27 protein-coding genes and 3 pseudogenes are annotated in these 26,055 nt (G+C 64.4%); 10 read left to right on the top strand and 20 right to left on the bottom strand.

Going from position 1 to position 26,055, the window contains the following annotated elements; translation table 11 throughout:
• Nucleotides 1–58: 58 nt before the first annotated feature.
• From ACSJDS_RS20410 to phnD (ACSJDS_RS20380), 7 genes are all read right to left on the bottom strand, one after another.
• Nucleotides 59–478 (bottom strand): histidine phosphatase family protein, encoded by a 420-nt coding sequence (locus tag ACSJDS_RS20410; protein ID WP_473035093.1) that lies wholly within the window; start codon nt 476–478, stop codon nt 59–61.
• Nucleotides 445–690 (bottom strand): histidine phosphatase family protein, encoded by a 246-nt coding sequence (locus ACSJDS_RS20405; RefSeq protein WP_473034820.1) that lies wholly within the window; start codon nt 688–690, stop codon nt 445–447. Before ACSJDS_RS20405 ends, ACSJDS_RS20410 begins: the two co-directional genes overlap by 34 nt.
• A 94-nt stretch (nt 691–784) precedes the next feature.
• Nucleotides 785–943 (bottom strand): hypothetical protein, encoded by a 159-nt coding sequence (locus ACSJDS_RS20400; protein WP_473034819.1) that lies wholly within the window; start codon nt 941–943, stop codon nt 785–787.
• 10 nt (nt 944–953) lie between these two features.
• On the bottom strand, nt 954–1,523 hold the full coding sequence (locus tag ACSJDS_RS20395) for a PhnE/PtxC family ABC transporter permease (protein WP_473034818.1): 570 nt from the start codon (nt 1,521–1,523) through the stop codon (nt 954–956).
• A 142-nt stretch (nt 1,524–1,665) separates the two neighbouring features.
• Nucleotides 1,666–2,475, bottom strand: a complete 810-nt coding sequence (gene phnE, locus ACSJDS_RS20390; protein WP_473034817.1) for a phosphonate ABC transporter, permease protein PhnE — start codon at nt 2,473–2,475, stop codon at nt 1,666–1,668.
• A gap of 22 nt (nt 2,476–2,497) precedes the next feature.
• Nucleotides 2,498–3,307, bottom strand: coding sequence for a phosphonate ABC transporter ATP-binding protein (gene phnC / locus ACSJDS_RS20385; RefSeq protein ID WP_473034816.1), 810 nt, complete (start codon nt 3,305–3,307; stop codon nt 2,498–2,500).
• 115 nt (nt 3,308–3,422) lie between these two features.
• A complete protein-coding gene (gene phnD, locus ACSJDS_RS20380; RefSeq protein WP_473034815.1) occupies nt 3,423–4,388 on the bottom strand; it encodes a phosphate/phosphite/phosphonate ABC transporter substrate-binding protein in 966 nt (321 codons plus the stop codon).
• Nucleotides 4,389–4,655: 267 nt separating this feature from the next.
• On the opposite strand from phnD (ACSJDS_RS20380), the gene ACSJDS_RS20375 reads away from it, so the two are divergent.
• Both ACSJDS_RS20375 and ACSJDS_RS20370 read left to right on the top strand, forming a co-directional pair.
• Complete coding sequence (locus ACSJDS_RS20375) at nt 4,656–5,273, top strand: LysE family translocator (RefSeq protein ID WP_473034814.1); 618 nt, start codon at nt 4,656–4,658, stop codon at nt 5,271–5,273.
• 609 nt (nt 5,274–5,882) lie between these two features.
• Nucleotides 5,883–6,239: a hypothetical protein gene (locus ACSJDS_RS20370; RefSeq protein WP_473034813.1), complete on the top strand. Its 357-nt coding sequence runs from the start codon at nt 5,883–5,885 to the stop codon at nt 6,237–6,239.
• Between the two features lie 230 nt (nt 6,240–6,469).
• Here the strand turns inward: ACSJDS_RS20370 and ACSJDS_RS20365 are convergent, their stop codons facing one another.
• Nucleotides 6,470–7,828, bottom strand: a complete 1,359-nt coding sequence (locus ACSJDS_RS20365) for an IS1380 family transposase (RefSeq protein WP_473034812.1) — start codon at nt 7,826–7,828, stop codon at nt 6,470–6,472.
• Nucleotides 7,829–8,032: 204 nt separating this feature from the next.
• Between ACSJDS_RS20365 and ACSJDS_RS20360 the strand changes: the two genes are divergently transcribed.
• Nucleotides 8,033–8,539 carry a hypothetical protein gene (locus ACSJDS_RS20360; protein WP_473034811.1) on the top strand — a complete coding sequence of 169 codons (507 nt, stop codon included), beginning with the start codon at nt 8,033–8,035 and terminating at the stop codon, nt 8,537–8,539.
• A gap of 193 nt (nt 8,540–8,732) precedes the next feature.
• Here ACSJDS_RS20360 and ACSJDS_RS20355 read toward each other — a convergent pair whose 3' ends face one another.
• Together ACSJDS_RS20355 and ACSJDS_RS20350 are read right to left on the bottom strand one after the other, a co-directional pair.
• Nucleotides 8,733–9,791 carry a GGDEF domain-containing protein gene (locus ACSJDS_RS20355; protein WP_473034810.1) on the bottom strand — a complete coding sequence of 353 codons (1,059 nt, stop codon included), beginning with the start codon at nt 9,789–9,791 and terminating at the stop codon, nt 8,733–8,735.
• Between the two features lie 153 nt (nt 9,792–9,944).
• Complete coding sequence (locus ACSJDS_RS20350) at nt 9,945–10,490, bottom strand: PadR family transcriptional regulator (protein ID WP_473034809.1); 546 nt, start codon at nt 10,488–10,490, stop codon at nt 9,945–9,947.
• A 132-nt stretch (nt 10,491–10,622) separates the two neighbouring features.
• Here ACSJDS_RS20350 and ACSJDS_RS20345 point away from each other — a divergent pair, with 132 nt between their 5' ends.
• The gene (locus tag ACSJDS_RS20345) at nt 10,623–10,994 is read left to right on the top strand and encodes a DUF2306 domain-containing protein (RefSeq protein WP_473034808.1); all 372 of its coding nucleotides are present in this window, start codon (nt 10,623–10,625) and stop codon (nt 10,992–10,994) included.
• Between the two features lie 30 nt (nt 10,995–11,024).
• On the opposite strand, the pseudogene ACSJDS_RS20340 reads toward ACSJDS_RS20345, so the two are convergent.
• The 3 genes and pseudogenes from ACSJDS_RS20340 to ACSJDS_RS20330 all read right to left on the bottom strand — a co-directional run.
• Nucleotides 11,025–11,416, bottom strand: a pseudogene (locus ACSJDS_RS20340) (dienelactone hydrolase family protein); the annotation flags it as partial.
• Complete coding sequence (locus ACSJDS_RS20335; protein ID WP_473034807.1) at nt 11,377–11,763, bottom strand: dienelactone hydrolase family protein; 387 nt, start codon at nt 11,761–11,763, stop codon at nt 11,377–11,379. The pseudogene ACSJDS_RS20340 and the gene ACSJDS_RS20335, both read right to left, overlap by 40 nt.
• 93 nt (nt 11,764–11,856) lie before the next feature.
• A complete protein-coding gene (locus tag ACSJDS_RS20330; protein WP_473034806.1) occupies nt 11,857–13,716 on the bottom strand; it encodes a PHA/PHB synthase family protein in 1,860 nt (619 codons plus the stop codon).
• A 245-nt stretch (nt 13,717–13,961) separates the two neighbouring features.
• Here ACSJDS_RS20330 and ACSJDS_RS20325 point away from each other — a divergent pair, with 245 nt between their 5' ends.
• A complete protein-coding gene (locus ACSJDS_RS20325) occupies nt 13,962–14,270 on the top strand; it encodes a hypothetical protein (protein WP_473034805.1) in 309 nt (102 codons plus the stop codon).
• Nucleotides 14,271–14,365: 95 nt separating this feature from the next.
• On the opposite strand, the gene ACSJDS_RS20320 is transcribed toward ACSJDS_RS20325, so the two are convergent.
• From ACSJDS_RS20320 to phnD (ACSJDS_RS20305), 4 genes are read right to left on the bottom strand one after another with little or no spacing between them, the layout of a single operon-like run.
• Nucleotides 14,366–14,611, bottom strand: a complete 246-nt coding sequence (locus tag ACSJDS_RS20320) for a PhnE/PtxC family ABC transporter permease (protein WP_473034804.1) — start codon at nt 14,609–14,611, stop codon at nt 14,366–14,368.
• A 29-nt stretch (nt 14,612–14,640) separates the two neighbouring features.
• Complete coding sequence (locus tag ACSJDS_RS20315; RefSeq protein WP_473034803.1) at nt 14,641–15,165, bottom strand: PhnE/PtxC family ABC transporter permease; 525 nt, start codon at nt 15,163–15,165, stop codon at nt 14,641–14,643.
• Nucleotides 15,122–15,925 (bottom strand): phosphonate ABC transporter ATP-binding protein, encoded by an 804-nt coding sequence (gene phnC, locus ACSJDS_RS20310; protein WP_473034801.1) that lies wholly within the window; start codon nt 15,923–15,925, stop codon nt 15,122–15,124. The genes ACSJDS_RS20315 and phnC (ACSJDS_RS20310) overlap by 44 nt, the downstream gene beginning before the upstream one ends.
• Nucleotides 15,926–15,936: 11 nt before the next feature.
• Nucleotides 15,937–16,791: a phosphate/phosphite/phosphonate ABC transporter substrate-binding protein gene (gene phnD, locus ACSJDS_RS20305; protein WP_473034800.1), complete on the bottom strand. Its 855-nt coding sequence runs from the start codon at nt 16,789–16,791 to the stop codon at nt 15,937–15,939.
• A gap of 267 nt (nt 16,792–17,058) precedes the next feature.
• Between phnD (ACSJDS_RS20305) and ACSJDS_RS20300 the strand changes: the two genes are divergently transcribed.
• Nucleotides 17,059–18,030, top strand: a complete 972-nt coding sequence (locus ACSJDS_RS20300; RefSeq protein WP_473034799.1) for a porin — start codon at nt 17,059–17,061, stop codon at nt 18,028–18,030.
• Nucleotides 18,031–18,224: 194 nt separating this feature from the next.
• On the opposite strand, the gene ACSJDS_RS20295 is transcribed toward ACSJDS_RS20300, so the two are convergent.
• Together ACSJDS_RS20295 and ACSJDS_RS20290 are read right to left on the bottom strand one after the other, a co-directional pair.
• Complete coding sequence (locus ACSJDS_RS20295; RefSeq protein ID WP_473034798.1) at nt 18,225–18,761, bottom strand: phosphatase PAP2 family protein; 537 nt, start codon at nt 18,759–18,761, stop codon at nt 18,225–18,227.
• A gap of 197 nt (nt 18,762–18,958) precedes the next feature.
• Nucleotides 18,959–19,894, bottom strand: coding sequence for a glycosyltransferase family 4 protein (locus tag ACSJDS_RS20290; protein ID WP_473034797.1), 936 nt, complete (start codon nt 19,892–19,894; stop codon nt 18,959–18,961).
• Nucleotides 19,895–20,153: 259 nt separating this feature from the next.
• Between ACSJDS_RS20290 and aceK the strand changes: the two are divergent.
• The 3 genes and pseudogenes from aceK (at nt 20,154) to ACSJDS_RS20275 (ending at nt 23,591) form a co-directional block, all read left to right on the top strand.
• Nucleotides 20,154–21,898 (top strand): annotated as a pseudogene (gene aceK / locus ACSJDS_RS20285) (bifunctional isocitrate dehydrogenase kinase/phosphatase).
• A 32-nt stretch (nt 21,899–21,930) separates the two neighbouring features.
• Nucleotides 21,931–22,665: an SIR2 family NAD-dependent protein deacylase gene (locus tag ACSJDS_RS20280; protein WP_473034796.1), complete on the top strand. Its 735-nt coding sequence runs from the start codon at nt 21,931–21,933 to the stop codon at nt 22,663–22,665.
• A gap of 149 nt (nt 22,666–22,814) precedes the next feature.
• Nucleotides 22,815–23,591, top strand: coding sequence for a tRNA-uridine aminocarboxypropyltransferase (locus tag ACSJDS_RS20275; protein WP_473034795.1), 777 nt, complete (start codon nt 22,815–22,817; stop codon nt 23,589–23,591).
• Between the two features lie 6 nt (nt 23,592–23,597).
• On the opposite strand, the pseudogene ACSJDS_RS20270 reads toward ACSJDS_RS20275, so the two are convergent.
• A pseudogene (locus tag ACSJDS_RS20270) lies at nt 23,598–25,444 on the bottom strand (sensor domain-containing diguanylate cyclase).
• Between the two features lie 173 nt (nt 25,445–25,617).
• Between ACSJDS_RS20270 and ACSJDS_RS20265 the strand changes: the two are divergent.
• On the top strand, nt 25,618–26,052 hold the full coding sequence (locus tag ACSJDS_RS20265) for a transcriptional regulator (protein ID WP_473034794.1): 435 nt from the start codon (nt 25,618–25,620) through the stop codon (nt 26,050–26,052).
• Nucleotides 26,053–26,055 lie beyond the last annotated feature (3 nt).

The following is a 26,055-nucleotide window of genomic DNA, read 5'->3' as shown; positions in this document are numbered from 1 at the left end:
TCTGCCTCCCGGGCAGCGGGCCATTGCACTAATCCACTTTATCTGGCTGGCCACGCCATCATCGCCCGACCCACTCCACCAGGCTGGTCTCGCCCAGAGCGTGGCGTTCGTGGCGAATGCGGCAGGTGGCAGCGTAGGGCAGATCGAAGGCCAGGATGCGCGAGAGCGGCTGGGCCAGCACCTGGCGCAGCACGGCATTGGTGACGAAGAGATGGCAGACCACCAGCACATGCCGGCCGGGCGGCTGTGCCAGCAGCGCCTCCCAGGCGCCGCCCACCCGGGCGTCGAAGGCCGCCACCGCTTCGCCGCCCGGCGGCGAGGTGCGGCTGGGGTCGGCCCACAGCGCTGCCTGGCGATCCTCGTCCGTCTCGAGCGCCCGTGCCTCTTCGTGGGTCTTGCCCTCCCAGTCGCCCAGGGCCATCTCGGCCAGGTCAGGCTCCACCGTCACCGGCAGGTCATGCTGCTCGCCAAGCCACAGCGCGAACTCGCGGCAGCGCGACAGCGGCGAGGTGACGATGGCATCCCGGGGGCCGCCCCGTCGGTTGTCAGGGCGTAGACGGCCGCCTGCATCTGTTGCCAGCCCTGCTCGCTTAGGGGGTGGTCGGTGGTGCCGCGCAGCATCCGGCCCCCCACCGGTTCGCCGTGTCGGACCAGGTCGAGGGTAGTCACCTCGGCATCGGGAAAGCGCATGGTGGTGCTCCTGTTCACGTTCAGATGATGGCGTGGCGCACCCGGGCGGAGATCCACTCCGAAGCCAGCACGGTGACGAAGATCATCACGAAGATCACGCTGACCTGATTCCAGGCCAGGCTGTTGATGGCGGCGTTGAGCTGCAGCCCGATGCCGCCTGCCCCACCAGCCCCAGCACCGTGGACTCGCGAATGTTGATATCCCAGCGGTAGACGCTGATGCCGGCAAAGGCGGGCATCACCTGGGGAAGCACCCGTAGCTCATCACCTGCAGGCGGCCGGCGCCGGTGGCGCTGATCGCCTCCACCGGGGTGGGGTGGATCTCCTCGATGGCCTCATAGAGCAACTTGCCGATAAAGCCGATGGAGCGCAGGGCGATGGCGATGATGCCGGCCAGCACCCCGGCCCCAGGATGGTGACCAGCAGCATGGCCCAGATCAGCGAGTTGATGGAGCGCGACGAGACGATGATCACCAGGGCGGCGCTGCGCACCAGGGGGTGGGGCGTGGTGTTGCGGGCGGCCAGGAAGGCCACCGGAAAGGCCATGGCGATACCCAGCAGGGTGCCCAGGGTGGCAATGTTGAGGGTGTCCCACATCGGCTTCCAGAGCCGGTGGGCGATCTCCCACTGGGGCGGCAGCATGCGGCTGATCAGGTCGCTGCCCTGGCGGCCGGCATCCTCCACGAAGACCCACATGGTGTTGTCGGAGATCAGCTTCCAGCAGAGCAGGAACAGGCAGGCGCCGGCTAGCCAGGCCAGATAGCCCAGCCACTGGGCGCGGGTCGTGCGCAGGCGCCAGGTGGGCGTGCCCTGCGGCGTCGTTGAAACGGGCATGGATCATTCCTTTCAGGCAAAGGCAATGAGCGAGCGGAATGAAGCGCAAGGCGCTCGAAGCGCAAGAACCGGAGCATATGAGGGATATGTGAGGATTCTGAGCATTCGAGCAACACAGCGATTCGTACGCGCAGTCATTGCATTACTGGGTCCAGCGGCGGATGTGGCTCGAGGAGTACTCACACAGCAGCACGATGGCGATGATGATCAGCAGTATCGCGGCCGAAGTGTCGTACTCGTAGCGGCTGATGGAGGTGTTCAGGGTGGCGCCGATGCCGCCGGCCCCGACGATGCCGATCACCGCCGACTCGCGGAAGTTGATGTCCAGCCGGTACATGGAGAGCCCGATCAGCCGCGGCATCACCTGGGGCTGCACGGCGTGGTTCATGGTCTGCCACCAGCTCGCACCGGTGGCGCGCACCGCCTCCACCTGGCGCCAGTCCAGGTCTTCGATGTCCTCGGCGAGCAGCTTGGCCATGAACCCAATGGTGGCGAAGGCCAGGGTGATCATGCCGGCCAGGGGGCCGAAGCCGAACATCACCACGAAGAGGATGGCGATGATGATCTCCTGGAAGGTGCGCGACACCGTGATGATGCCCCGGCACAGGTAATAGATCGGCCAGGGAGCGATATTGCGCGCCGCGCCCAGCCCCACTGGAACGGCCAGGGCCACGCCGATCACCGTGGAGGTGAGCGTCATGGTGAGGCTCTCGAGGATGCCGTCGATGATGTCGCCGCGGCGGCTGACGAAATCTGGCTGAGTGAAGGCCGCCAGGAAGTTCAGCCCTCGGCTGGCGCCCTCGGCGACCCGTGCCCAGTTGACGTCGATGGTGGAAAGGGCCAGCACCAGATAGACGGCCAGGCCCACCACCAAGCCCCAGCGCAGCCTAGGATTCTCGATCAACGGCAGGCGCCGCCAGCGGCCCGCCTGCGCCAGTGTCTGACGGCTCATGAGGTGCCCCCGGTGGCCAGGGTCAACTGGGGAGAGGAGGTGGGCTCGGCAGCGGGCTCGCTCGGGCTTCTTCCTCCTGGACCCGGGTATCCCACTCCTCCTCGCCGTAGATGGTGGTGAGGGTGTCGGCGTCGAGCTCGCCGGGCCTGCCGTCGAAGACGATCTCGCCAGCGCGCAGCCCCACGATGCGGTCAGCGAACTGCTGGGCCAGAGCCACGTCGTGGATATTGATGATGGCGGCCAGCTCCCGCTCGGCGCACAGCTCGCGAATCAGGCGCATGATCTGCCGGGAGGTCTTGGGGTCGAGGCTCGCCGTCGGCTCGTCCACCAGCAGCAGCCTGGGACGCTGGATCAGCGCCCGGGCGATGCCCACCCGCTGGCGCTGGCCGCCGGAGAGGGCGTCGGCGCGCTTGTCCAGGGCGTGGGGCAGGCCCACCCGCTCCAGCAGGCGAAACGCCTCGGCGATGTCCTCCTTTGGGTAGCGACGCAGGAAGCTGCGCCAGAAGCCCACGTAGCCCAGCCGGCCGGAGAGCACGTTCTCCATCACCGTGAGGCGATCCACCAGGGCGTACTCCTGGAAGATCATCGCCATGGCGCGGCGCGCCCGGCGCAGGGTGTTGCCGGAAAGCCGGGTCAGTTCGGTCTCCTCCAGGCGGATACTGCCGCTGGTAGGCTCCACCAGGCGATTGACGCAGCGGATCAGGGTGCTCTTGCCGGCCCCGGAGGGGCCGATCAGCGCCATCACCTGACCGCGGGGCAGCGTCAGCTCGATGTCGGTCAGGGCACGGTCCCCGGTGGGGTAGCGCTTGTTGACCTGGGAAAGCGTCAGCATGGTCGGGTCTCCCTTACATGCGCACGGGCCCGGAGAGCGAGGCCCTCCTGGCCCGTACTGTTGATGGCTCGATTCCAATGAGAAAAGCAGCGATCGCCGCTGGTCGTTCTCGGAATCAGTCGCAGTCGTAGGTCACGCCGTTGGCCTCGGCGATGGTGCGAATCACCGACCAGTGCTCTTCGTAGGTGACCGGAATGAACTGAGACTCACCGTTGTTGGCAAACTCGGCTTCGAGCGGGGTGCCCGCCCAGTCGTAGCTGAAGAAGGCCTGCTGAATCGCCTCCTGAAGCTCCGGATGCAGGTTGTGGGCGGTGCCGTAGGCAGTGGTGGGGAAGGTCTCGGAGGTGTAGATGACCTCGTAGTCGCCTTCGTTGATCACGCCACGGGCCTGCATGCGGCCGGACACCGAGTTGGCGATGGCCGCCGCCTCGTAGTCCTTGTTGATGACGCCGAGGATGGAGTTATCGTGGGAGCCGGAGAAAGCGGTCTCGAAGTCCTCATCGGCCTCCATGCCGTACTCGGAGCGCAGCAGCGCCGAGGGAGCGCGGAAGCCGGAGTTGGAGGTGGGCGAGGTGAAGGCGAGCTGGCGACCGGCCAGATCCTCCATTTGCTCGATGCCGCTGCCCGGATAGGTGATGATCTCCATCTCGTAGCCGAAGCTGCCGTCTTCCCCGGCCATGATGGCGAAGGGGCGGAAGCCGCCGCAGTTCACCGCCACCGGCACGCCGCCGGTGTTGAAGCCGGCCACATGAAGACGACCGGCGCGCAGCGCCTCCTGCTGGGCGGCGTTGGACTGCACCGGGAAGAACTGCACCCGTTTGCCCGTCGCCTCGGCGAGATGATCGAGGAAGTCGGCCCAAACGTCGGCATAGACGCTCGGATCTTCCACCGGGGTGTAGGCGAACACCAGCGTAGCCGGGTCGACCCAGCGGGACTCATCGCTGGGAATGTCGGCGACCATGTCGCCGTCGGCGTCGGTGTAGCGCTGTGAAAGATCGGCGCTGGCGGAGAAGCTGGCGGCGGCGAACAGGCCGGCCACGGTGCTGGCCAGCAGGGTGCGATTCAGGGTCGAAACGGTCATGGTGGCTCCAGGTCGTGATAACGGTACTGGGTGAAGCGGAATCGGCCCCTACTTTCGCCTGGGATCATGACAGTCAGCAGTCGATGGCATGACGGAGCGGTTAAGAGCTGATGAAGCGTTGGTGGCAGCCCCGAAGGGGCCTTGGCGGAGATGCTGCGGTAGAGCGCGGTCGGCTCGGCGGCCTGGGGCCCCGTGAGAACCCGGGGCGACGGCTGCCACGGCGCGTGATAGCGTGTAGTGCTCACTCGATACATCGGCAGGAAAACCATGTCCCTCGAAAGCGCGCTCCTCTATCTCGTGGCCATCTTCGTGTTTGCCGTGACCCCCGGTCCTGGGGTCTTCGCCCTGCTGGCCCGAGGCATGGCATCCGGAGCGCGAGCCTGCCTGCCTCTGGCGCTGGGCATGACCTTGAGCGATCTGATCTACCTGGTGCTGGCTTTCTACGGCCTGGCGGCCATCGCCGAGAATTGGAGCGAGGCCTTCACGGTGATCCGCTACCTTGGCGCCGCCTACCTGCTCTACCTGGGCTGGAAGATGTGGACCGCCCCGGTACGGGCCGAGCCCCTGGACCCGGAGCAGCGGCGAGTCGATGCCATGAAAGGCGTGTTGCAAGGCTTTCTGATCTCCGCCTCCAACCCCAAGGTGATTCTCTTCTACATCGCCTTCCTGCCCACCTTCATCGACCTCACCGCCCTGAGCGGCGGCGACATGGGGCTGGTGGTCGGCCTCACCTTCCTCGGGCTGATGGCAGGCCTGATGCTGGTGGCTTCCGGCGCCTCCAGCGCGCGGCGTTTCCTGCAGACCGAGCGCGCCATGAAGGGCGCCAACCGCTCCGCCGGCTCGTTGATGGCCGCCGCCGGCGCCTTCCTGATCGCCAAGGGGTAGGGCCGGTTGTGCCAACCCACCCGGTTGGCCACGAAAAGCCCCAGCACCGACGGCGAGGCACCGCTGCGCATCGGCGGGGCTAGTCTCTTGCCCCACGAATATGAGAAAACTCGAGATTCGGCCGGGCAGATCGAAGAAATCTTTAGTACGCTGAGAGTTACTCGATGTGGCCAGATGGGCTATCGATCTCGTCTTGATGGCTCGATGTAGGCAATCGGCTACCGGAAAGGGTCAGCATGAAGGGCCGCGAGCGGCTCGAATGCGCTATTCGGTGGCTCCCCCACTGTAGGAGGTCGCTTTAGCGCGCGACCAGCGGCGGTTGAGCTGGCCAGATGAAGGCACTGAGTATCGAAAACCGCCGGCGTGAGGGAGGAGAAGGACAGAAAACGACCCTAAGCCGACATGGTGGCAGAGGCAGCGAGCACGTTCATTGGGGATATGCAGCATGCACGATGTTTGGTGCTATACTACCGAGCTATACTTAATGCCTAGGGCTTTCAATATGATGAGATATGTTTGATCGCGCAGCATAACATTGTTGAACGCGCATGCGCGTTCAAGTGAAATATCGAGCACGCGGCCTAATACCTGATTTTACCAGAGGGTGCTGTGAACTTTGAAGTGAATACCGTGTTTGGGCAGTATGAAGGTTACATTGACCGAGACGCTCGCAAAGTTCGGGCTGTGCAGCCATCAACCGGAAAATCGGTTACTCTGGAATTTGATGATTTCCGAGACATCAATCCAGCTCCAGAGTTAGAGGCTAAATTTGGGGGTGGCTGCAGGGGAATCCATATTAAGGTGAGCGACCTCATAAGTGAAATTGAAGAGTCCGATAGAGCGCCAGATAACCAGGCCACAAACTTCATGGCGCGGCTGCAGGATTTCTGTGGGCGTCACTACATCTTGATAACAATAGCACTATCTGTATTGAGTGTATTAATAGCGTTGGTGGCACTATTTTGACTCCTGATTCCGTGAAGCCAGCGCCGACACTTCCCCTATCACCGCCAGTGCGCATTTTTTGACCTCCGATTCCGTCTCAACTGCCCAATGCATGCCGGTGATGGCCGACCAGGGCGGCGTCGACCGGCGACGGCAGCCCGTTTTGACATGCATAGCTACCCGCCGGGCACGGTGATGCTGGCTGCCGGTGACCGTCAGCCCTCTACGTGATGTCGTTGTCCGACAGACGATCAGCATGGTGTGCCTCGGGGATAGCGAAGGCGGCATCGCAGGGTGTTCAACACCGTCATGCGCCCGATGTCCTGCCCGAAGTCGAGGATGACCTGCCGTGCCTTGTGGATCACGAGAGCCGCGCGATGTACCAACTCTTGGAGCACGGTGCGGATCCGGCGCCGCTTGGCGGGATGGCGCACCGGGCTCAGCTCGCCGGTCATGCCCATCTGGCCCATCAGCCGCAGGATGTTGTAGGCCAGCTGGGCGAGGTGCAGAATCAGATCATTGGTGGCGAACTTTCCCGACGGCAGCCGCTCCAGGTCGAGATCGGTCTTGATCTCGCTGTGAAACTGCTCATGAGTGGCATGCGCCTGGTAGCGTTTGATCACCGCCTCCGGCGCCTCGTCCAGGCTGGTCCACCAGCCTTCCAGCTCATACTCCGGTTCGAGCAGTAACTGGCCATCGTGATCGGCGGTGCGCTCCACCAGGCGCATCACGCGCTTGAGCTCGTACTCAGACCGACCATCGCGGATCGAGACGGTCTGCGTCCATAGTGCCTGGCGCTTTCCGGGGCGCAATTCTTCCCAATAGTCCGCCGCCACGGCCAGCCAGGTGTCCTGATCGGCCGTGGCCGAGTCCCGCGGGTTCCATTTGACGAGGTAGTCCAGCTGGCGGCCTTCCTCGGCAAAGGCCAGCCGCTGCCGTTCGAGAAGGGCCAGATGCGCTTGGCTGTCGAAGCCGCTGTCCTCACGCAGCAAGATAGGTCGCTCGGTCAGGCCTTGGGCGCGGGGCAGCACCCGCTCCAGGAAGGCGTTGCTCTCCTTCATGGTGTGCTGCTTGCCGGGACGCAGTTCCAGGCCCAGACACCACCCTTCGTTGCCCAGGTAGGCGGCGATTGGGGTGTAGCCGTCGACCTTCTTGTAGGTCCGCGAGACGCCTTCCTTCTTCGAGTTGCTGTTGTCCATGACGAAGGTGTCGATGTCGAGGCAGACATGTGTCGTCTCGGCGGTGATCGGTGCCTCCACCAGCGACAGCAGGGTGGTGGACCAGGTGGCGGTGCGTGCCTGCAGGTCGTTGGCGGCAAGCTTCTCCAGCCGCTGTCGCAGCGTCGCCGTGCTCGGCACCTTCTGCAGGGTCAGCAGTTGCTGGAAGGGCTTGTCGCGACGGAAGTTTTCGATGGCATCATAGTCGCTCATGCCCAGGCACAGCAGGCCCAGGTAGCTCTTGACCACGTCGCTGGTGCGCATGCCCAGCGTGGTGGGGAAGCGGCTGTCGATGCTGTCGACGCCGGCGATCTCGAGGCACTGCCCGATGATGGATAGCCCGGCGTGGCTGGTAAGGGTGCGGCGACTGGCGCGGAATTTGACGTTGGGCATGGCACTGTCTGGGTGAATGGCGATATCAGCTATATTGCCATTCAGGTCAGTGAGTTAGAAGCATTTCGGGTGGCTGACCTCACGGATTCAGGTGACTGAAAATAATAACCAAGCACATCACTACGCAGCTTGTCGGCCGCCGGATGCTCGCAAGCTCACACCGGTGTGCGGGCGTTATGCACAAATCAACCGCAGGGAGGCCAAATGAATTTTGACGCACTTGCGTATCCAGAGAAAATCATTATTGCGGGGTCTGAATTCAGCGGCCAGCGCAACGTGTCGAAAGGTACATTACTAGTTCCATACACTGATGAACCAGACGTAGGAATCGGCGACATAATCACTCAAAAGTCTGGAAAGCGAGAAATCGAACTCAAGGTCATTGATGCTCAGTTTCAGGCGGGCGGAACTCTTGGCGTAGGTACTAAGCATAAAAATCTACTAACACTTAAAGTGGAAAATCTTACGGCACAGCCGCACACGACAAGTACTCAATCCTCTACCTTTAATATTGGCTCTATCACTGGCGAGCAAGTACAGGTAGGAAGCAACAACTCACAGGTTGTCAATATTAGCGTTCAAGGTCTTGTTGAAGCTGTAGCAAAAAGTGATGACCAAGAGGCGAAATTGGCGCTAAGAAAACTTCTGGAAAACAGCACAGTAGCAAGTATTGTTGGCGCTGGTGCTTCGGCTCTTCTGGCGCTCTTATAAATGCATAACAATCGCAGGCACAGCGACGGCTTTTTCATTGCGGCTGCGCCTCCAGTAAAAAGCCGCGCGTGCTGCGGGCGTTACATCAGAATGCGCTGAATGTCAGCTCATGGCCGAAAGCCGGCATCTTCTCGTGCTTCCAAGGTAGGCACTTGCCCCTATTGCGAAGTGACTCTCTGCATGGCGACCCCGGCTATACGTCAACGGTGGTCTCCGACGCGACTCCAGCCTCCACTGCACGGCCATCGCAGACGCGGTTGCGTCCATTCGCCTTGGCCTGGTAGAGCCGTTCATCGGCGATTCGGCTGAGGGTATCCAGGTCTATTCCATCGGGGCCGTATTCGGCGACGCCGATGCTGACGGTGAGTTTCAGGGTCTTGTCCCGATGTTCGATAGCCAGCTGCTCCACGCCTTCCCGCAGCGCCTCGGCCACGGCGACGGCGCGTTTGCCATCGGTGTTGTTCAGCAGCACCAGGAATTCCTCGCCGCCAAAGCGTGAGATCAGGTCGATCTCCCGCAGGCGCTCCCGCAGCATGCGGGCGAAGGCGACCAGCACCCTGTCGCCGGCCTCATGACCGTGCTCGTCGTTGATCCGCTTGAAGCGATCCAGGTCCAGCATCAGCACCGACAACGGGGTCCCGTGGCGCTGCGCCTGTGCCCGTTCCCATTCGAAGACATCGTTGAGCCGCATGCGATTGGCCAGCCCGGTCAGCGGGTCGACCGTCGCCAGGCGCATCAACGTTTTCTCGGAGCGTTCACGGGTGCGTTCGTAGAAGTGTGACATGCCCAGGGTGGTCAGCGCGGCGATGACGGCGTTGGCCAGCACCTCCACTCGAACGAGTTCGGGGTGGCCGCCAAAGCGGTACAGATAGATGACGCCGCCAACCCCCATATAGCCCAGTGAGAGCCACAGTCCCAGCCGGGAGCCGAGCAGGAGATGGGTGACAAGCGGGATGATCAGCAGCCAGATGAAGGCGTAGGGCGAGATGTCCGGGCGGCTTAGCAGCAGGATCGTGGCGGACAGCAACACCAGCATGAAGCCCAGACACCAGGCCTGAACCCGCTCAGTACGGCGAACCACGACCAGTAGGCCGGCGGCGAAGGCGGCAAGGGCTACCTGGATCCAAGCGACCAGGATCATGTCGTCAGGAAAGTTGAGGGCCGCAAAGCCGAGGGCGCTGACGATGGTGACCAGCAGCATTGCCTGCAGCACCGCCCGGCGGTGGCCTTGATCCGCTTGATAAGGATGCATGCACGGGTCCTTGTCTCGTCTATGCACGCTCCTCGGAGTGATCCATGACTCCCGTGCATGATGGGCGCTGTCCCTATCGCGATGACATAGGATTCATTATTGCTCGGGTTTTATTCAACACAATGATGTAACGCAAGCGAAGGCTTCTTTTGGCTAGGACGAAGGCCTCTCTTGCACGTCCTTCAACACCTCCTCGATCCACGCCAGCCAGGTCTCGGTAAGCCGCTGCCCCAGCCGCAGAGTGTGCCAGGGCGCACGCTGGGCGGACGTCAGGGCCTCCGGGTCGCTGAACCACTCCCGCTCGATGGTGGCGTAGGTCGCCAGGCGCTCGCGGAGCTGCTTGCGCAGGGCGGCAAGCTCCTCGCGGCGGGCGGGGTCGGGCCAGCGCTCCCAGGCGAAGAACTTGGCGAACAGCGGCTGGCGCACGGGGCTGGCGGCCAGGGGCTTGGCGAGCCAGGCGTCCAGCGCCTGCCGACCCGCCTCGGTCAGCCGGTAGACCTTGCGGTCGGGGCGCTCGGCCTGGGGCACCGTCTTGCACTCGAGCAGGCCGTCGCCGCGCATGCGGTCCAGCTCCCGGTAGAGCTGCTGGTGGCTGGCCTGCCAGACGTGGGCGAGCCCGGCCTTGAAGCGCTGAAGAACGTCGTAGCCGGTGCCCGGCTCGCGCTGGAGGGTGATCAGGAGGACGGCGCGTAGTGACATGGGAGACCATGGGGATGACCTTGATATGCATATGGTTGCATAGGAAGCGGGCGGCGGCTAGTCTTATGCAACAAGTTGCATTTCAAGCGATGCGTTGGCCAGCCGGCCGGCGCCCGGTAATCGGAGGCTGTCATGGCATTCACCCTGCATCTCTATGCGTCCTTCCTGGCTCTCGGGCTAGGGGCCGTTCTGCTGCTCTCGCCCAAGGGGACCGCCCCTCACCGGCTGATGGGTGGCGTCTGGGTGCTGGCCATGGCCCTCTCGGCGCTGAGCTCTTTCTGGCTGGGCGGCGGCGTGCTGCCGCTGGTGGGACATTTCGGCCCCATTCACCTGCTGTCGCTGTGGATGCTGGTGGCACTTGGCGTGGCGGTCCATGCCATCAGCCAGGGACGGGTGGCGCAGCACCGTGGCTGGATGCGCGGGGCCTATCTTGGGCTGGTCGGCGCCTTTGCCGGTACCCTGGCCCCGGGGCGCTGGGTGGCGACCCAGCTCGGCGTGTGGTGAGTCTCGTCGTGAGGGACGACGCTTCGTTCGTCAAAGCGTCTCTTCCAGAAGCATGGCGAGCCGCTTGTGATGCAGGGCGTCGGCGGTGGCGTTGTAGGAGGGGGCGTCCTTGGCCGTGAAGCCGTGGGCCGCTCCCTTGTAGAGCTCCGTGGTGAAGTGCACGCCGGCCTTGGCCAGCGCCTCGTCCAGGCGGGCGATCTGCTCGGGGGCAGCAGCTCATCCTGGTCGGCATGGCCGAGATAGACGCGCCCCTCGATGGTGTCGACCAGATGGACTGGACTCTCCTGATCATCGGCGCCCGCCAGCCTGGCCGAGTGAAAGCCGGCCGCGGCGGCTACGCGGTTGGGGTGTTCGGCCGCCAGGCGCAGCGCGAAGGCGCCGGTCATGCAGTAGCCGACCACGCCGATCTTGCCGGCCGTGAACTCGGCCTCGCCGTCAAGGCAGGCGAGGAGGGCGGCGAAATCGCGGGATTGCGCGTCGGGGTCAGCCGGCCGGCATACTCGAATAGCGTCGGACGCACGTCCGGGTCGCGGAAGGACTTGCCCTCCGGCACGACGGGGCCGCGCACATCGCGATAGTAGACGTTGGGCATCAACACGGCGTAGCCGTTGTCGGCTATCCGCTGGGCCTTCTCGTGAAAGCAGGGGCGCAGGCCGCCGATATCGGTGAACAGCAGCACGGCCGGCAGTGGACCTTCGGCGCTCCCGGGCGTGACGATATGGGCGTCTATGGTGCCGTCGGCGGCGGGAATGTCGATAGCGCGAGACATGAGTGGGCTCCGAAGTGTCGATGGGGAGGGATCTTGCCCAGAAGCAGTGTACTGCTTCTGGGCCGCCGTATCGGGGCAAGCGCCTCCGGCGTCTCACCCGCCGGAGGCACCCACGTCGTCGACCCGCACCCGGACATAGGAACCCGGCGCGTCCTCAATGGGGGAGTAGCGCCCACCTCCGGGCTCGCGGGCGGGCACCTGGCCACCGGCGTGGCGCTCGATCCAGCCGCGCCACTCCGGCCACCAGGAGCCCGCATGGTGGGTGGCCGAGGCCAGCCAGCGCTCGGGTTCTTTCGGCAGGTGGCCATAGGTCCGGTAGCCATACTTCGGCGAGCCGGCGGGGTTGATGACCCCAGCGATATGGCCGGAGCCGCCGAGCAGGAAGCGGGGTCGCCCGCCCAGTAGGTGCGCGCCGCGGTAGCTAGACTGCCAGGGCGCGATGTGATCCTTCTCGGTCGCCACGAAGAACGTCGGGATCTTCACCTTGCCAAGGTCGATGGCTTCCCCCGCCAGGGAGATGCCCCCGGGTTCGGCGAGGCGGTTCTCCAGGTACATGTTGCGCAGGTAGAAGCTCTGCATGCGCCGCGGCATGCGGGTAGAGTCGGAATTCCAGTAGAGCAGGTCGAAGGCCTGGGGCTCCCGGCCGAGCAGGTAGTTGTTGATCACGAAGCCCCAGATCAGGTCGGCGGACTGCAGCAGGTTGAAGGCGTTGGAGAGATGCGTGCCCTCCAGGTAGCCGCGTTGGGCCATGTGCTGCTCGATATAGCGAATCTGCTCCTCGTCGATGAACACCTCCAGCGGCCCCACCTCGCTGAAGTCGAGCAGGGTGGTGAAAAAGGTAGCACTGTGCACCCGCTCATCGCCTCGGGCGGCCTGATGCGCCAGTGTGCTGGCCAGCAGGGTGCCGCCGATGCAGTAGCCGATGGTGTTGAGCGACTCCTCGCCGGTGACCTCGGCCACCACGTCCATGGCCTTGAGAGTGCCCTGGGTGAGGTAGTCGTCGAAGGCCACCTCGGCATAGCGTTCGTCCGGATTGACCCAGGCGATGACGAAGACCGTCATGCCCTGTTCGACGGCCCAGCGGATGAAGGAGCGCTGCGCCGTCAGGTCCAGGATGTAGAACTTGTTGATCCAGGGCGGGACGATCAGCAGCGGCCGGCGGTCGACCGTCTCGGTGGTCGGCGCATATTGGATGAGCTGCATCAACTCATTCTGGTAGATGACCTTGCCCGGGGTCGCCGCAATGTTCTTGCCCAGCTCCAGCCCGGCCGAATCGCTCTGCTTGATGCGCAGCAGCCCCTCGCCCCGGGCCAGGTCCTCCATCAGGTTGGCCATGCCCTGCAGCAGGTTGGCGCCGCCGGTGCGCAGCGTGGCCTCGATCACCTCCGGGTTGGTGGTGGCGAAGTTGCTGGGGGCGAGGGCATCCATCAGCTGTTGGGCATAGAACTCGACCTTCACCCGCTCGTCGTGGTCCAGCTCCTCGGTGACCTCATGCACCCCCTTCAACCACTGCTCGGCGGTCAGCTGGTAGGCCTGGCGGAGCATGTCGAAGTAGAGGTTCTCCTCCCAGCCCTTGCCCTTGAAGCGCCTGTCTCGCGGGGTGGGCTTGAGGGCCGATGACGGCGCTTCGCCGAGCAGGCGCTGCGCGGTGTTATGCCACAGCGTCGTGTAGCCCTGCCACAGCTGCCGCTGGACCTCCAGGGCGTGCTGTGGCTGCAAGAGGAACTGCTGGCCCAGGCGGGTCATGGCCTTGGCCGCGACCGCCGGGTCGGGCAGGGTGAAGAAGTCCCCGCGCGCCTGGCGCTCGAGCCAGCCCTGCCAGGCCTGGGACGATCCGGTCGACAATCGCGCGAGGGCCTCGCCATAGCGCTTTGCCAGCTCGTCGGATGGCGTCTCCTGGGGTGGCGTTGGCTGGTCGCCTGACTTCGCTGACGACGGTTTTGGGTCACTCATGGCGTTGCTCCCTGGTGAGTGCGACGCGATGGCGGCGGTCTCCGGCCACGGCTCGAAGGCAGGCCGATGCGCCGCCCCATCTGCCGCCGCCTTCCGTCTCAGTATCGTAGGGCCTGGGGGAGACGCAACCGTACGCCCTTGGCCGGGGAGGCAGGAGGCGGGAACAATCCCGATGCCGGCTGCGTCCTTGCGCTCGCCGGGGTGAGCTCCGGCGATTCGCAACCTGCAGAGCACGGGAGGATGTCATGATCATTGCACGCTGGTACTGTCAGGCCCGCTTCGGGCACAAGCAGGAGCTGCTGGCGAAGACCCAGGAGTGGTGGTCCACCATCGGCCGCGACATAGGCCAGACCGACTACACCATCACCACCGGCAGCGTGGGCGCCGCCGAGTCGGTGGTGGCGGTGGATCTCCGGGTGGCGGACATGGCCACCCTGAGCGCCCAGTGGGACAAGCTCGCCGAGCGTGACGACCACCGGGAGTGGGGCAAGGCGATCGAGCCCCTGGTGGTCAGCGGCTCCACCCGCTGGGAGATCTACCGCGTGGTGGAGTAAGGCGGCTGGCGCCACTCGCTGCGCCGTGGTGGTGAAGACCGCCGCGGCGCTCATCGCCATGCCCACGCCGGTGGAGCCGGAGAGAGCCGATCTACTCAAATCACCCGCTTGCGAATCCAGGCGCTGACCTGCTCGACGCCGATCACCACCACCAGGATGGCAAGGATCACGGTGAGGGCCTGGTCGTAGCGGAACAGGTTCATGGCCGCGGAGAGCTCCACGCCGATGCCGCCGGCGCCCACCAGGCCCAGTACCACGGCGCTGCGCACCGCCTTCTCCACCGAAAAGAGGCTGGTCGCCACGAAGGAGGGCGTGCACTCGGGGATGATGGCACCGCACACCACCCCGCTACGCGAGGCGCCGGTGGCGGCTAGGGCCTGGCCGGGGCCGGGTCCACCTCCTCGATGCGCTCGGAGAAAAAGCGCGCGCAGAAGCCGATGGTATCCATGATGATGGCGAGAATGCCCGCTAATGGACCCAGCCCCACGGCGACCACGAAGATCAGCGCCCACACCAGGTCGGGCACGGTACGTAGCGTCGCCACCACGTTGCGAGCGATGACCCGAACGAGGGGGTGCGGACTGGTGTTGCGGGCACACAGCAGGGCCATGGGCAGGCTCAGGATCACCCCGAACACCACGCCGACGATGGCCATCTGGAAGGTTTCCAGCATGGCGACGGCGATGACGTCCCAGCGGGCGAAGTTGGGCGGCATCGCCTCGCCGAAGAAGGTGCCCAGATTCGCGACGCCACGCAGCAGCCGGTCCGGGTGGATATCGGCGCTGGTAAAGCCGCTGATGAAGAAGGCCGCGAAGGCCAGCAGCAAGATGAAGGCGATGGGGGAGGGCCGTTCAAGCCTGGGCGGGGCGTCGCGGTGCGGCGATGAATCGCTCATCGGTAGCGGCCTCCTGTGGTGTGACGGTCTGGTAGAGGGCCGTGATGTCGGCGTCGCCGATCTCGGCGGTGGGGCGGTCGAAGGCAAGCTGACCGCCGTGCAGGCCGATCAGCCGCTCGCCGAACTCCCGAGCCAGGTCGATCTGGTGCAGCACGCAGAGCACGGTCATGCCGCGCTCGCGCACCACCGACCAGAGCAGCTCCATCACCTCGCGGCCCGCACGGGGGTCGAGACTCGCCACTGGCTCGTCGGCCAGCACGATCTCGGCGTCCTGCATCAGCATGCGAGCGATGGCCACGCGCTGCTGCTGGCCGCCGGAGAGGGTGTCGGTGCGGCGCGGCGCCAGGTGGGCGAGGCCCACCCGCTCAAGTGCCTGCATGGCGTCCCGTCTCGATTCGCGGCTGGCGGTCAGGGCATGGCTGGCCAGGATCCCGCGGCGGCCCATCAGGCCGAACAGGACGTTCTGCAGCACCGAGAGGTTGCCGACCATGTTGAACTTCTGGAAGACGCAGCCGATACGCTGGCGCAGCGGACGCAGCTCGCGGCGGGAGGCGCGGGCAAGGTCGAGGCCGTCCAGTACCAGGCGCCCCGTGGTGGGGCGCTCGAGACCGGTCAGGCACTTCATCAGCGTCGACTTGCCGCAGCCGTTGTGCCCAAGGATCACAACGCCCTCCCCGGGAGCCACCTCGAACGACAGCCCGCCCAGGGCGCGGGTGCCGTCCGGGTAGATCTTGGTTAGGTCGCTTACGGTCAATTGCATACAGCTCACACTTAGTCGCTGAGGCCCAGCAGGGCGTAGGAGTCGCGCACCACGTCGTACTCGGCGTCATTCACGCGAACCATCTCGGCGCCGATATACTTGTCACGCTCGCCCGGGGCGAGAATTGCCTGCAGCAGGCCCTCCGGGTCGGCCATGAAGGCCTCCTGGATCTCGCTCACGCAATCCGCGGCGATATGCGGGCCGGCCACCATCGGGTCGCCCGGCATGTCCTGGCCGCGCTCGATGATGCGGTAGTTCTCCTCGCCGTGCTGGGCAACGAAAGGCGCGAAGTCGCGCACGCCGGTACCCACGGCGTCCACCTCGCCAGAAGCCAAGGCCTGCATGCGGGCACCGTCGAGCAGGGTGATCTGCAGGTCGCGGTCAATGTCCAGGCCGGCCTGGTGCAGCATGTAGCTGGGCATGATATGGCCGGTGGTGGAACCGTGGTCCTTCATGGCCACGTGCTTGCCACGCAGATCCTCCAGGGTCTCGATGTCGCTGTCGGTGGAGGCGATGAACACCGAGTAGTACTCCGGGCGTACGATGGCGCTGATCGGCTGGATGCCCTCGACGCGCTCGGCCATCAGCACGTACTCCGAAGGACCGGCCAGCACGATGTCGACCTGCTCGAAGCGCAGGGCGTTGATGGCGGTAGTGCGGTTGCCCACTGGGAAGAACTCCACCTCGACACCTAAGCGCGACTCAACTTCCTCGACAAATTCATTGAAGGCGCGCTGAAGTTCTTCTGTGCCTTCAATACCGGTATCGGCAAAGCGCAGGGTGGAGGGGCAGGACTCGGCGGCCTGGGCCTGGCCAGTAGCGAAGAGCGCGGCGGCAATGGTCAGGGGCAGCATCGACTTGATCATGGAGAACCTCTTGGCAAGCGGTGTGAATAACTGCGTTAGCGGTTGCCAACCTTGCCAAGGTGATGTGACAGAGGGGCTTCACGATCATGACCGTTTAGTGACGCCGGCTGGGGGATGATGACGAATCAGTGTATCGACATGAGATTGGCACATAACTGACATTTTGGGCCGTTATGATCGAGGCCAAAGAACAAGAATAGGGTGCCTTTTGCGGTGCCTCTACTAACGCCAATCGTCTACATGATCGTTCGTCCAAGGGAATTTATGATGATGAAGAAATCTCTCATTTCCAGTGCCATCGCCAGCGTCTTGCTGGCATCTTCTGCGGCCCATGCGGCTAAGGTTTATGATCAGGATGGCACCAGCCTCGATCTCTATGGTCGCATCGCCATGGGCGTAGAGTCCGGTGGTAATGCAGAGGATAATGGTAGTGAGTTCGTTAACGTGGGCTCTCGCCTGCAGCTGACCGGCAGTAGCGTGATCAATGATGATCTGCGTGGTTTTGCGCGGGTGCAGTGGCGCTTCAATGGTGATGAGCGTGACCAGTCGTCGGGCTTCAGCGAAGTGCGCAACAGCTACCTGGGGGTGGAAAGCGCTACTTTCGGCACCCTGATCGCCGGCAACTATGACAGTTTTTACAGTGACCTGGTGGCCGCACCCTTCGATGTTTACATCAACAAGGGGTTTGAAATCGGCGGTGGCGGTCTTCAGGCGCGCGGCGACTCCCTGGGCTACATCACACCGAACCTGGAAGGCTTCAAGGCCTTTATCTCAGCCAAGCACTACAGCAGCAACGATGCGGCTCCCGGGGAGTCGTCCGAGATAGTCACCCAAGGCGGCGTGAGCTATGAAACAGGGCCGTTCGGCATTGCCCTGGGCTATGTGGATGACAAGGATGGCGTCGCTGGTGGGGCCGGAGAAGTGCTTTACGGGGCTACCGCTTCCTTCGCCTTCAACGATGCCTTCTCTGCCCGTATCGGCTACGAAACGCAGGATGATAATTTCGACACTATCGGCTTGGGTGGCACCTTCTCCACCGGTCAGTGGCGCTTTCATGCCGACTACTACAACAAGGATGAAGAAGCCCAGTCAGGCAGTCGAGATATCTGGGTGGCTGCCGCGCACTATCGACTCTCCAGCAGTCTCGACTTCTTCGTCGAGTTCATGGATGAAGAAGCGAGAGACGGCGACGCCAACGATGATGCCTATTACATTCTGGGTGCGCGGTATCATTTCTGAGGCTGTCTCGGGGTGCCTGGCAGTGTGACCCTGCCCGGCGACCCTCTAGTGTCTGTTTCGATCGTTACACTTGCCGGTGCGCTGAAAAGCCACCGGCTTTTTGGCATTTAGCGGTGCAGGAATCGAGGGCACTTCAGAGCCAGCGCTCTCGAGTGGGCTGGGGGCGGTAAGAAGGCTTGGCAGACTGGCGAGTTTCAGCCCAGCAGCCTGAGGCTGAGCTGGGCGAAGGCGGCACCGATCAGCGCGCCGGCAATGACATCGCTGATGTAGTGCAGCCCCAGGCCGACGCGGGAGAGGGCGATCAGCAGCGTCAGCGGCACCAGCAGGGGCAGCAGCCAGGGCGCATGGCTCGCCGTCAGCACACAGAACATCACCGCATGCATGGTATGGCCGCTGGGAAAGCTGTAGCGATCCCGAGCCGGTTCGCCGCAGCGAATGCCGAAGGTGATAAAGGGGCGTTCGCGGCACAGTCGTGTCTTGATCAGCCGGTAGACCAGGAGGGCCACCAGCGCCGTTGCCGTGTACTGAAGCAGGAGGGGCATACCGTCTCGGCCGTGGAGCCAGGGCTGTGCCGCGATCAGGACTACCCAGGCGGGCCAGTCGCCGAGCTTGCTGGCCAGCCGCAAAGTGGCCAGCCAGGGGCGGTTTGCGCTGAGTCCGGCGAAGCGGCGGCAGAGCCGCCACTCCAGCAGGTCGAGTCGGTCAAATACTGCAGGTGTGCGTGCTGGCATGGGGGACCTCCCTGGCGCGCTCGAGGACTGACAGGAATTGATCGGCAATGGCGGGCCAGCGGCAGTCGAGGGCCCGGGTGCGGGCGGCTCGGCCCAGGCGCGCGCAGCGGGCCGGGTGCTGGCAGAGGTCGGCGGCGGTCTGGCAGAAGCCTTCTGCATCGCCGGGGGCAAGGTCATGCCGTTGATGTCGTTGTCGATCAGTTCGGCCGCGGCAGCGTGGCGATAGGCGAGCACCGCCAGGCCGCTGGCCATGGCCTCCGGCACCACGTTGCCCAGGTTTCGGAGAGTGAGGGGAAGACGAAAATATCGGCGCTGGCATAGTGGCGGGCCAGCGCCTCCGGCGTCAGAAAGCCGGTGAAGTGCGCCTCGGGGAGGGCCTTTTCCAACGCCTGGCGCCCGGGGCCGTCGCCGACGATCACCGCGGCCATGTCGGGCCGCGCCTGGCGCATGGCGATGAAGCTCTCTTGCAGCAGGGCGAGGTTCTTTTCGCTGGCCAGGCGACCCACGTAGAGCGCCACGGGGCAGTGCGCATCCACCCCCCACTGCTGTCGCAGGAGAGGGGCGCGGTGGGCGGGCGAGAAACGCTGGCCGTCGATGCCTCGGCCCATCACCGCCAGGCGTTGAAAGCCGCTTGCGCTCAACGCGGCGGCCTGTCGGTGAGTGGGGACCAGCGTGGCCGCACAGCCGTTGTGGAAGTGTCGCAGCGCGGCGCGCATGACGGGCGTTAGCCAGGGGACGCGATAGTCTTGGCAGTAGTGATCGAAGTTGGTGTGCCAGCCCGCGACAACGGGAATCGACAGGTGTCTGGCCGCCCGCCTGGCCGACCAGCCGAGCGGTCCCTGGGTGGCCAGGTAGATCACATCGGGACGCTGCTCGCGCCACAGGCGCTGGAGGCGGCGGGTGACCGGCAGCCCGAACCGGACCTCGCGGTAGCCGGGCAGCGATACGCCGGGCACCTGGAGTTCGGTTTGCATCCCGGGTTCTCGCCGGAGGGCCAGATGGTGGCGTGGTCGCAGGCGCACCAGCTGCAGCCTCGTACCGCGCGACATCAGCTCACGGCTGAGCTGGCTCAGGGTATGGGCCACGCCGTTGATGTCGGGCGACCAGGTCTCGCTGACCAGACAGATGCGCATGGGCTCCTCGTCGTATGCTCAATGGCTCGATCGAGCGGGATGGCTCATTGCAGACTGAGCCCAGGCGATGACGCTGGCGAGACGCTGCCATGAACAAATCATGACAGGGCTCGCCATGACCGAGGCGGTTAGGCTGCACCGCCCAAGGCGCTCGGCGTGGCGGCACTTGTCATTTCGCTACAGCACGTCTCACCATGGTCGGCTCGCCAAGCGCCTCGTAATTCGCGAAGCTGTGCCTTCACGCTGCCCGGAGTCCGTCATGAAGCTTTCGCCCGCCTATCGCCTTGCTGCCACTATCCTGCATGGCTTCGACGAATACCGCTCGCGCTTCAAGGAGATCACCGCCGATGCCAGCCGGCGTTTCCGCGATGCCGCTTGGCGGGAGGCGCAGCAGGCCTCGGCGGAGCGCATTAACCTCTACGAACAGAAGGTGGGGGAGACCCTGGGCCGGCTGCAGCGGACCTTCTCCGACGAGGAGCTGACTCATTGCGAGTGCTGGCGGGAGGCGAAGAACCACTACGCCGAACTGATCAGTCAGCGCCTGGACTACGAGCTGGCCGAGACCTATTTCAACTCGCTGTTCTGCTCGATCTTTCACCACCGGCATATCCGCAACGACTGGATGTTCGTCTACAGCTCACGGGATGCCGCCGCCCACCACTCGGGGATCGAGCGCTGCCGTCGCTTCACGGTCAACGGCGACTGGGAGGCGGCCATTCGCTGGGCGCTGGCCGAGGCCCCCTTCGAGACCCCTTTTGACGATCTTCAGCGCGACGCGCGGTTGGGCAGCGACTTCCTGTGCGGTCACCTGCCGGCGGCGATTCTCGAGGCCGGCGATGCCGAGGTCGAGCTGCTCAAGAGCGTTTTCTACCGTAACAAGGGCGCCTATCTCGTGGGGCGCATCCGCGGCGGCGGCGAGCAGGTGCCGCTGGTGCTGCCGGTGCTCCACGACGAGGGCCAGGGGCTGCACCTGGACACGGTGCTGATCGAGCCCGACGAGGTGTCGATCATCTTCTCCTTCACCCGGGCCTACTTTCAGGTCGAGGTGCAGGTGCCGGGGGAGTTCGTCGACTACCTCCGGGAGCTGATGCCGGACAAGCCGGAGGGCGAACTCTATGCGTCGATCGGCTTCTTCAAGCACGGCAAGACCGAGTTCTTCCGGGCGCTGAACCGCCAGGTGGCCAAGCGCGAGGATCAGTTCATCATCGCCCCCGGGGTGCGCGGCATGGTGATGGCGGTATTCGTGCTGCCCTCCTTCCGCACGGTGTTCAAGATCATCAAGGACCGCTTCGACCCCACCAAGGAGATGAGCCGCGAGAACGTGCGCGAGAAGTACCGGCTGGTCAAGCGCCACGACCGGGTCGGGCGCATGGCCGATACCCAGGAGTTCTCCAACTTCATCGCCCGCAAGGATCACTTCTCGCCGGAGTGCCTGGCGCACCTGCTGGAGGTGGCGCCCTCCACGGTGCAACTCCGGGGCGACAAGGTGATCATCGAGCACTGCTACACCGAGCGCATGATGACCCCGCTCAATCTCTATCTGGAGCAGTGCGACGAGGCCGAGACCCGGGCGGTGATCAAGGACTACGGCAACGCCATCAAGCAGATGGCGGCGGCCAATATCTTCCCCGGCGACATGCTGCTGAAGAACTTCGGGGTGACCCGCCACGGGCGAGTGATCTTCTACGACTACGACGAGGTCTGCTACCTCACCGAGTGCAACTTCCGGCATATTCCCGAGCCCATGTACCCGGAGCAGGAGCTCGCCGACGAGCCTTGGTATTCGGTGGGGCCCAATGATATTTTCCCGAGGAGTTCGGCCCCTTCCTGTTCGCCGATATCCGCTTGCGCAAGCTCTTCTATGACCTGCATCCGGAGCTTCTCGACGCCGACTACTGGAAGGGGCTGCAGCAGGCCATTCGCGACGGGCGGGTGATCGACGTCTACCCCTATCGCAACAAGCAGCGATTCGCCGGCAACGAGACCAACGGCCTGGTCTATTGAAGCCGGCGGGGCAATGGGTCAGGAGGCAGTGCATGGGCGAGCCAGCGCGCCCCCATCTGGTGGTGCTGAGCGGTTCCGGCATCAGCGCCGAGAGCGGGATTCAGACCTTTCGGGCCAGCGACGGCCTGTGGGCCGACCACCCCATCGAGGAGGTCGCGACGCCCGAGGCGTGGCGGCGCGACCCGGAGCGGGTGCTGCAGTTCTACAACCGGCGCCGCGACCAGGTGCGTCGCGCCCGCCCCAATGCGGCCCACAAGGCCCTGGCCGCCCTGGAGAAGCAGGGCTTTCGGGTCAGTATCGTCACCCAGAACATCGACGACCTGCACGAGCGGGCCGGCTCGCGCAACGTGCTGCACCTGCACGGCGAGATCCTCAAGGCGCGCTCCACGGTGGACCGTCGCATGCAGTATCCGCTGCCGCGCGGCGGCATTGCGCTGGGTGATATCTGCGACAAGGGCAGCCAGCTCAGGCCCGATGTGGTGTGGTTCGGCGAGAGCGTGCCGCACTTCGGTGACGCCTGCGAGATCGTCGCCGAGGCGGACCTGCTGCTGGTGGTGGGCACCTCGCTTGCCGTGATGCCGGCCGCCTCGCTGCTCGATCACGCCCCCCTGGAGACGCCCTGCCTGCTGGTCGACCCCGACGCCGAATCGCTGGCGCCGCCGGGCGTGGTTCGGCTGGCCCGGCCCGCCGGCAAGGGCGTGCCGCAGCTGGTGCGCCACTGGAAGCGCGCGGGACGGCTCTGGGTGCCGGAGGTGGTGCTGGGGTGAGGTGCGAGGTGCGAGGCGCGAGGCGCGAGGTGCGAGGTGCGAGGTGCGAGGCGCGAGGCACGAGGGGCGAGGGGTGAGGGCGGAGCGGCTCCGGCCCGGTGGTCAGGCATGGTAGAATGCCGCCCCCTGTCGAGACGAAGCGTGACCCTATGTCCGATCGCTACTCCCCGGATGCCCTCGCCGAGCCTCCCGCTACCGGGCTTTCGCGTGATCCCGCTACCGGTCATCCCCGCCCGCCGCGCCGTGAGTTCAAGGCCCGCGGCAGTTTCGTGGTGCGCTGCCAGGGGTGCAACCTGCCCGAGCTCAACTGCCTCTGCCCCTACCGGGCCCGCGCCGCCAGCGAGGCGCGGGTGTGGCTGCTGACCCACCCCCTGGAGCACCATAAGCCGACCAATACCGGGCGGCTGATCCGCGACGTGCTGCCCGACACCGAGGTGTTCACCTGGTACCGCACGGCCCCGGATGAGCGGCTGCTGGCGCTGCTGGAAGATGAGCGCTACGCCCCCTTCGTGATCTTCCCCGACGACCAGCCCGACTATGCCGACCGGGTGGTGGGGATCGAGGCGGTGGCCAGCGCCAAGGAGCGGGCCCGAACCCCGGTGTTCATTCTGCTCGACGGCACCTGGCGCCAGGCGCGGCGCATCTTCCGCAAGAGCCCCTACCTCGAGGCGCTACCGGTGCTGCCGCTGGCCACCGAGCGGCTGACCCGTTACCGGCTGCGCAAGCCGGCTTCCGCGGCCCACCTGTGCACCGCCGAGGTGGCCGCCGAGCTGCTGCGCCAGTCGGGCGATGCCGATGCCGCCGGCGTGCTCGACGACTACTTCGATGCCTTCAACGACAGCTACGCCGCCAGTCGGCGCTTCGAGAAGATCGAAACGCCCACGGTGGCGATGCAGCGCCTGCTGGCGCGGCAATCACAGGGCTGAGCAATGCTACTGGGTGGTTACCACGCGAACACAGCCACGTCCGGCATCTTTGGCTTCGTACATGGCGAGATCTGCACGTCGAACAATACTTCTGGGCGTATCGCCAGGCTCCCAGCGTGTGACGCCAATGCTCACGGACAGCCGTTCCACGGGGGGAATGGAGAGGGAGGGTATCTCGTGACACAGTCGGTTGGCCAACTCAACAGCCGCTTCCAGCTTGGATCCGGAAGCGATGATCAGAAACTCTTCGCCCCCCAACGGCCGAGATGGTCGGTCGTGCGCAGTCGAGCCTGGACTTCAGACGCGAGCCGCCTGAGGATTTTGTCGCCAGCGTTGTGGCCATGGGTGTCATTGATACGTTTGAAGTGGTCGATATCGAAGAGCAGCAACGAGCAAGGCGTGTGATCTTTCTCACTGACCAGCAGTTCGGCATCGAGGATCTGCTCAATATGATGTCGGTTGGCAATCTGGGTGACGGGATCGGTATGCGCTAGCTGCATGAGCGTGGCATTGTGCTCCTGCAACTTGAGGCTGAGCTTTCTCGCTTTCCGGGCGGTAATATCGGCCGATAGTAGTCGAGCCAGATCCCGTGCGTGCTGTCGGTCGTAGTGGCTCCATGGTCGGCTGTGTCCGTTAGGGCTGACTGCCGGACGGAATAGCAGCAGCCAGTCATTGGCACCGCCGCTGTCCAGGGCAACGGCGAGCAGACCGCCAATCCGATTGGCTTGAGGGAGTTCGGCGAGAGGGAGCTGGGTGAGCTCATGGCTTGCCCAAGGCTGCTCTTGGGCATGCGTCTTCAGGAACGGCATGATCTTGCACAGCATCGTTTTGTCAGGATGTGTTCCGACGCCATTGATTTGATTGCCATGGATAAGGAGCATACCGCATGCTCGGAAGTCATTCAGCCACGTCTTGCTGGCTGCGCGCAGAGTCCGAATCGGCGGGTGCTGCTGACCTCCACTGGTGACCTGAGGATAGGCGTCCAGGAAGCGCTGCCTGCGCTGCAGGCTGTGGCGGGCCTCCAATAGATGGAGACGTTGCAGGGCGGTTCTCGTGATCAGCCGGAGCAGTCGACGCAACGGTGAGGGGAGATGACGCGGCACATTGCTGTGGCTAATCAGTGTTCCCCACTGTGGCGTGGCGGCCTCGTTGAATGAGATCGACAGCATGGAGTGAATCCCCTCTTGTCGCAGCCGCTGGGCCTCTGGGGTTGCCAAGGCCTGCAGCTCGCTGGATGGCAGGGCGTGGCTCGCTGGAGGGGTGCCAACAAGAGGAATCGGGGCGGCCTGAGTGTCGGCAACCATGCACAGATATAGCGAGCTGTCTGCTGATGGGGCGGATGCCGGGGCTAAGGGATGAGCAGACGCGTGATCGTGCCCGCTGAGCTCGCGAACAGCGCGTAGCAGCAGGTCAAGCAGTGCGTCCTCGTCGTCGCATTCGGCAATTCGATCTCCCCAGGCCATCGCTTGGTAAGCCAGATCGTCATGCAGGCCGTCGCATGGTTCGATCTCGAGGGTGGCACCGGACGGTGTGGCATGAGCGGCCACCAGCAGGGAGCGCTCGGAAGAACTCAATCGTCGAATGGCATATCGGTTTCGATTAGCGGGACATGGCGCGAGGTCTTGCTGCAACTCATGGATCAAGCCTTTGCCGAGCAGCCGCTGAGGAGAATGGGTGAGGGCTGCATCGACAGTCAGTGAAAAAAAGTCCTCCAGGTTGGCACTGGCCATGCGTACGCGCCGCCACTGTCGATCGACGGTGACGAGGCAACCGCAGGGCTGAATGGTGCGGGCGTCGCGCTTCAATGCGATTCGGTAGTCGCTCGCTTCGAGATCCGTTCCCAGCGAGTCCATGGCGGTTTCCTTGGCTCGGGATCCGGTAGGTCGGGTTGCCCCTGGGGACGCCGATGCCTGAGCTGCAGTTTTGAGTAAAGGCAATTTCCTATTTTGTTAATTTAACCATTGGTTCACATGCTAGTTCAACTAGAGTTTATCCTGACGTGTGGCATGCGCGGCAAGTTGCCGCAATGAGCGAAAAGACTTCGTTTGCCGAGCGACTGGCCAGTGCCATGCGTGCTGCCGGCTATGAGCCCCGCCCTGCCGTGCTGGAGCGTGAATTCAACCTGCGCTACTGGGGCAAGCCGGTGACGCTGCAGGGGGTGAGGCGATGGCTGCTTGGCGAGACCCTACCGAAGCAGGAAAAGATCGAGGTGCTGGCTGCCTGGCTGGAGGTAGAGCCTCAGGCGCTACGCTATGGCGAGACCGTTGGCCGGCAGATTCGTGAGGCCAGGGGGCGCTGGGATGCCACGATCAGCGCTGAGGAGAGGCAGGTGCTGGAGCGCTACCTTGCACTGCCCATCGCACAGCGCAAGGTAGTCGCTCAGGTCATAGAGGCGTTCCATCGCGCCGAGAATTGCCCGCCACTTGATGCCGACGCGACCGGTGGGAGGACTGAGCGGTAGAAT

The sequence above is a fragment of the Halomonas sp. SL18_1 genome (genome assembly GCF_055755715.1).
The sequence above is the reverse complement of the archived record's forward strand: the minus strand, read 5'-3'. Positions and strand labels throughout refer to the sequence as shown.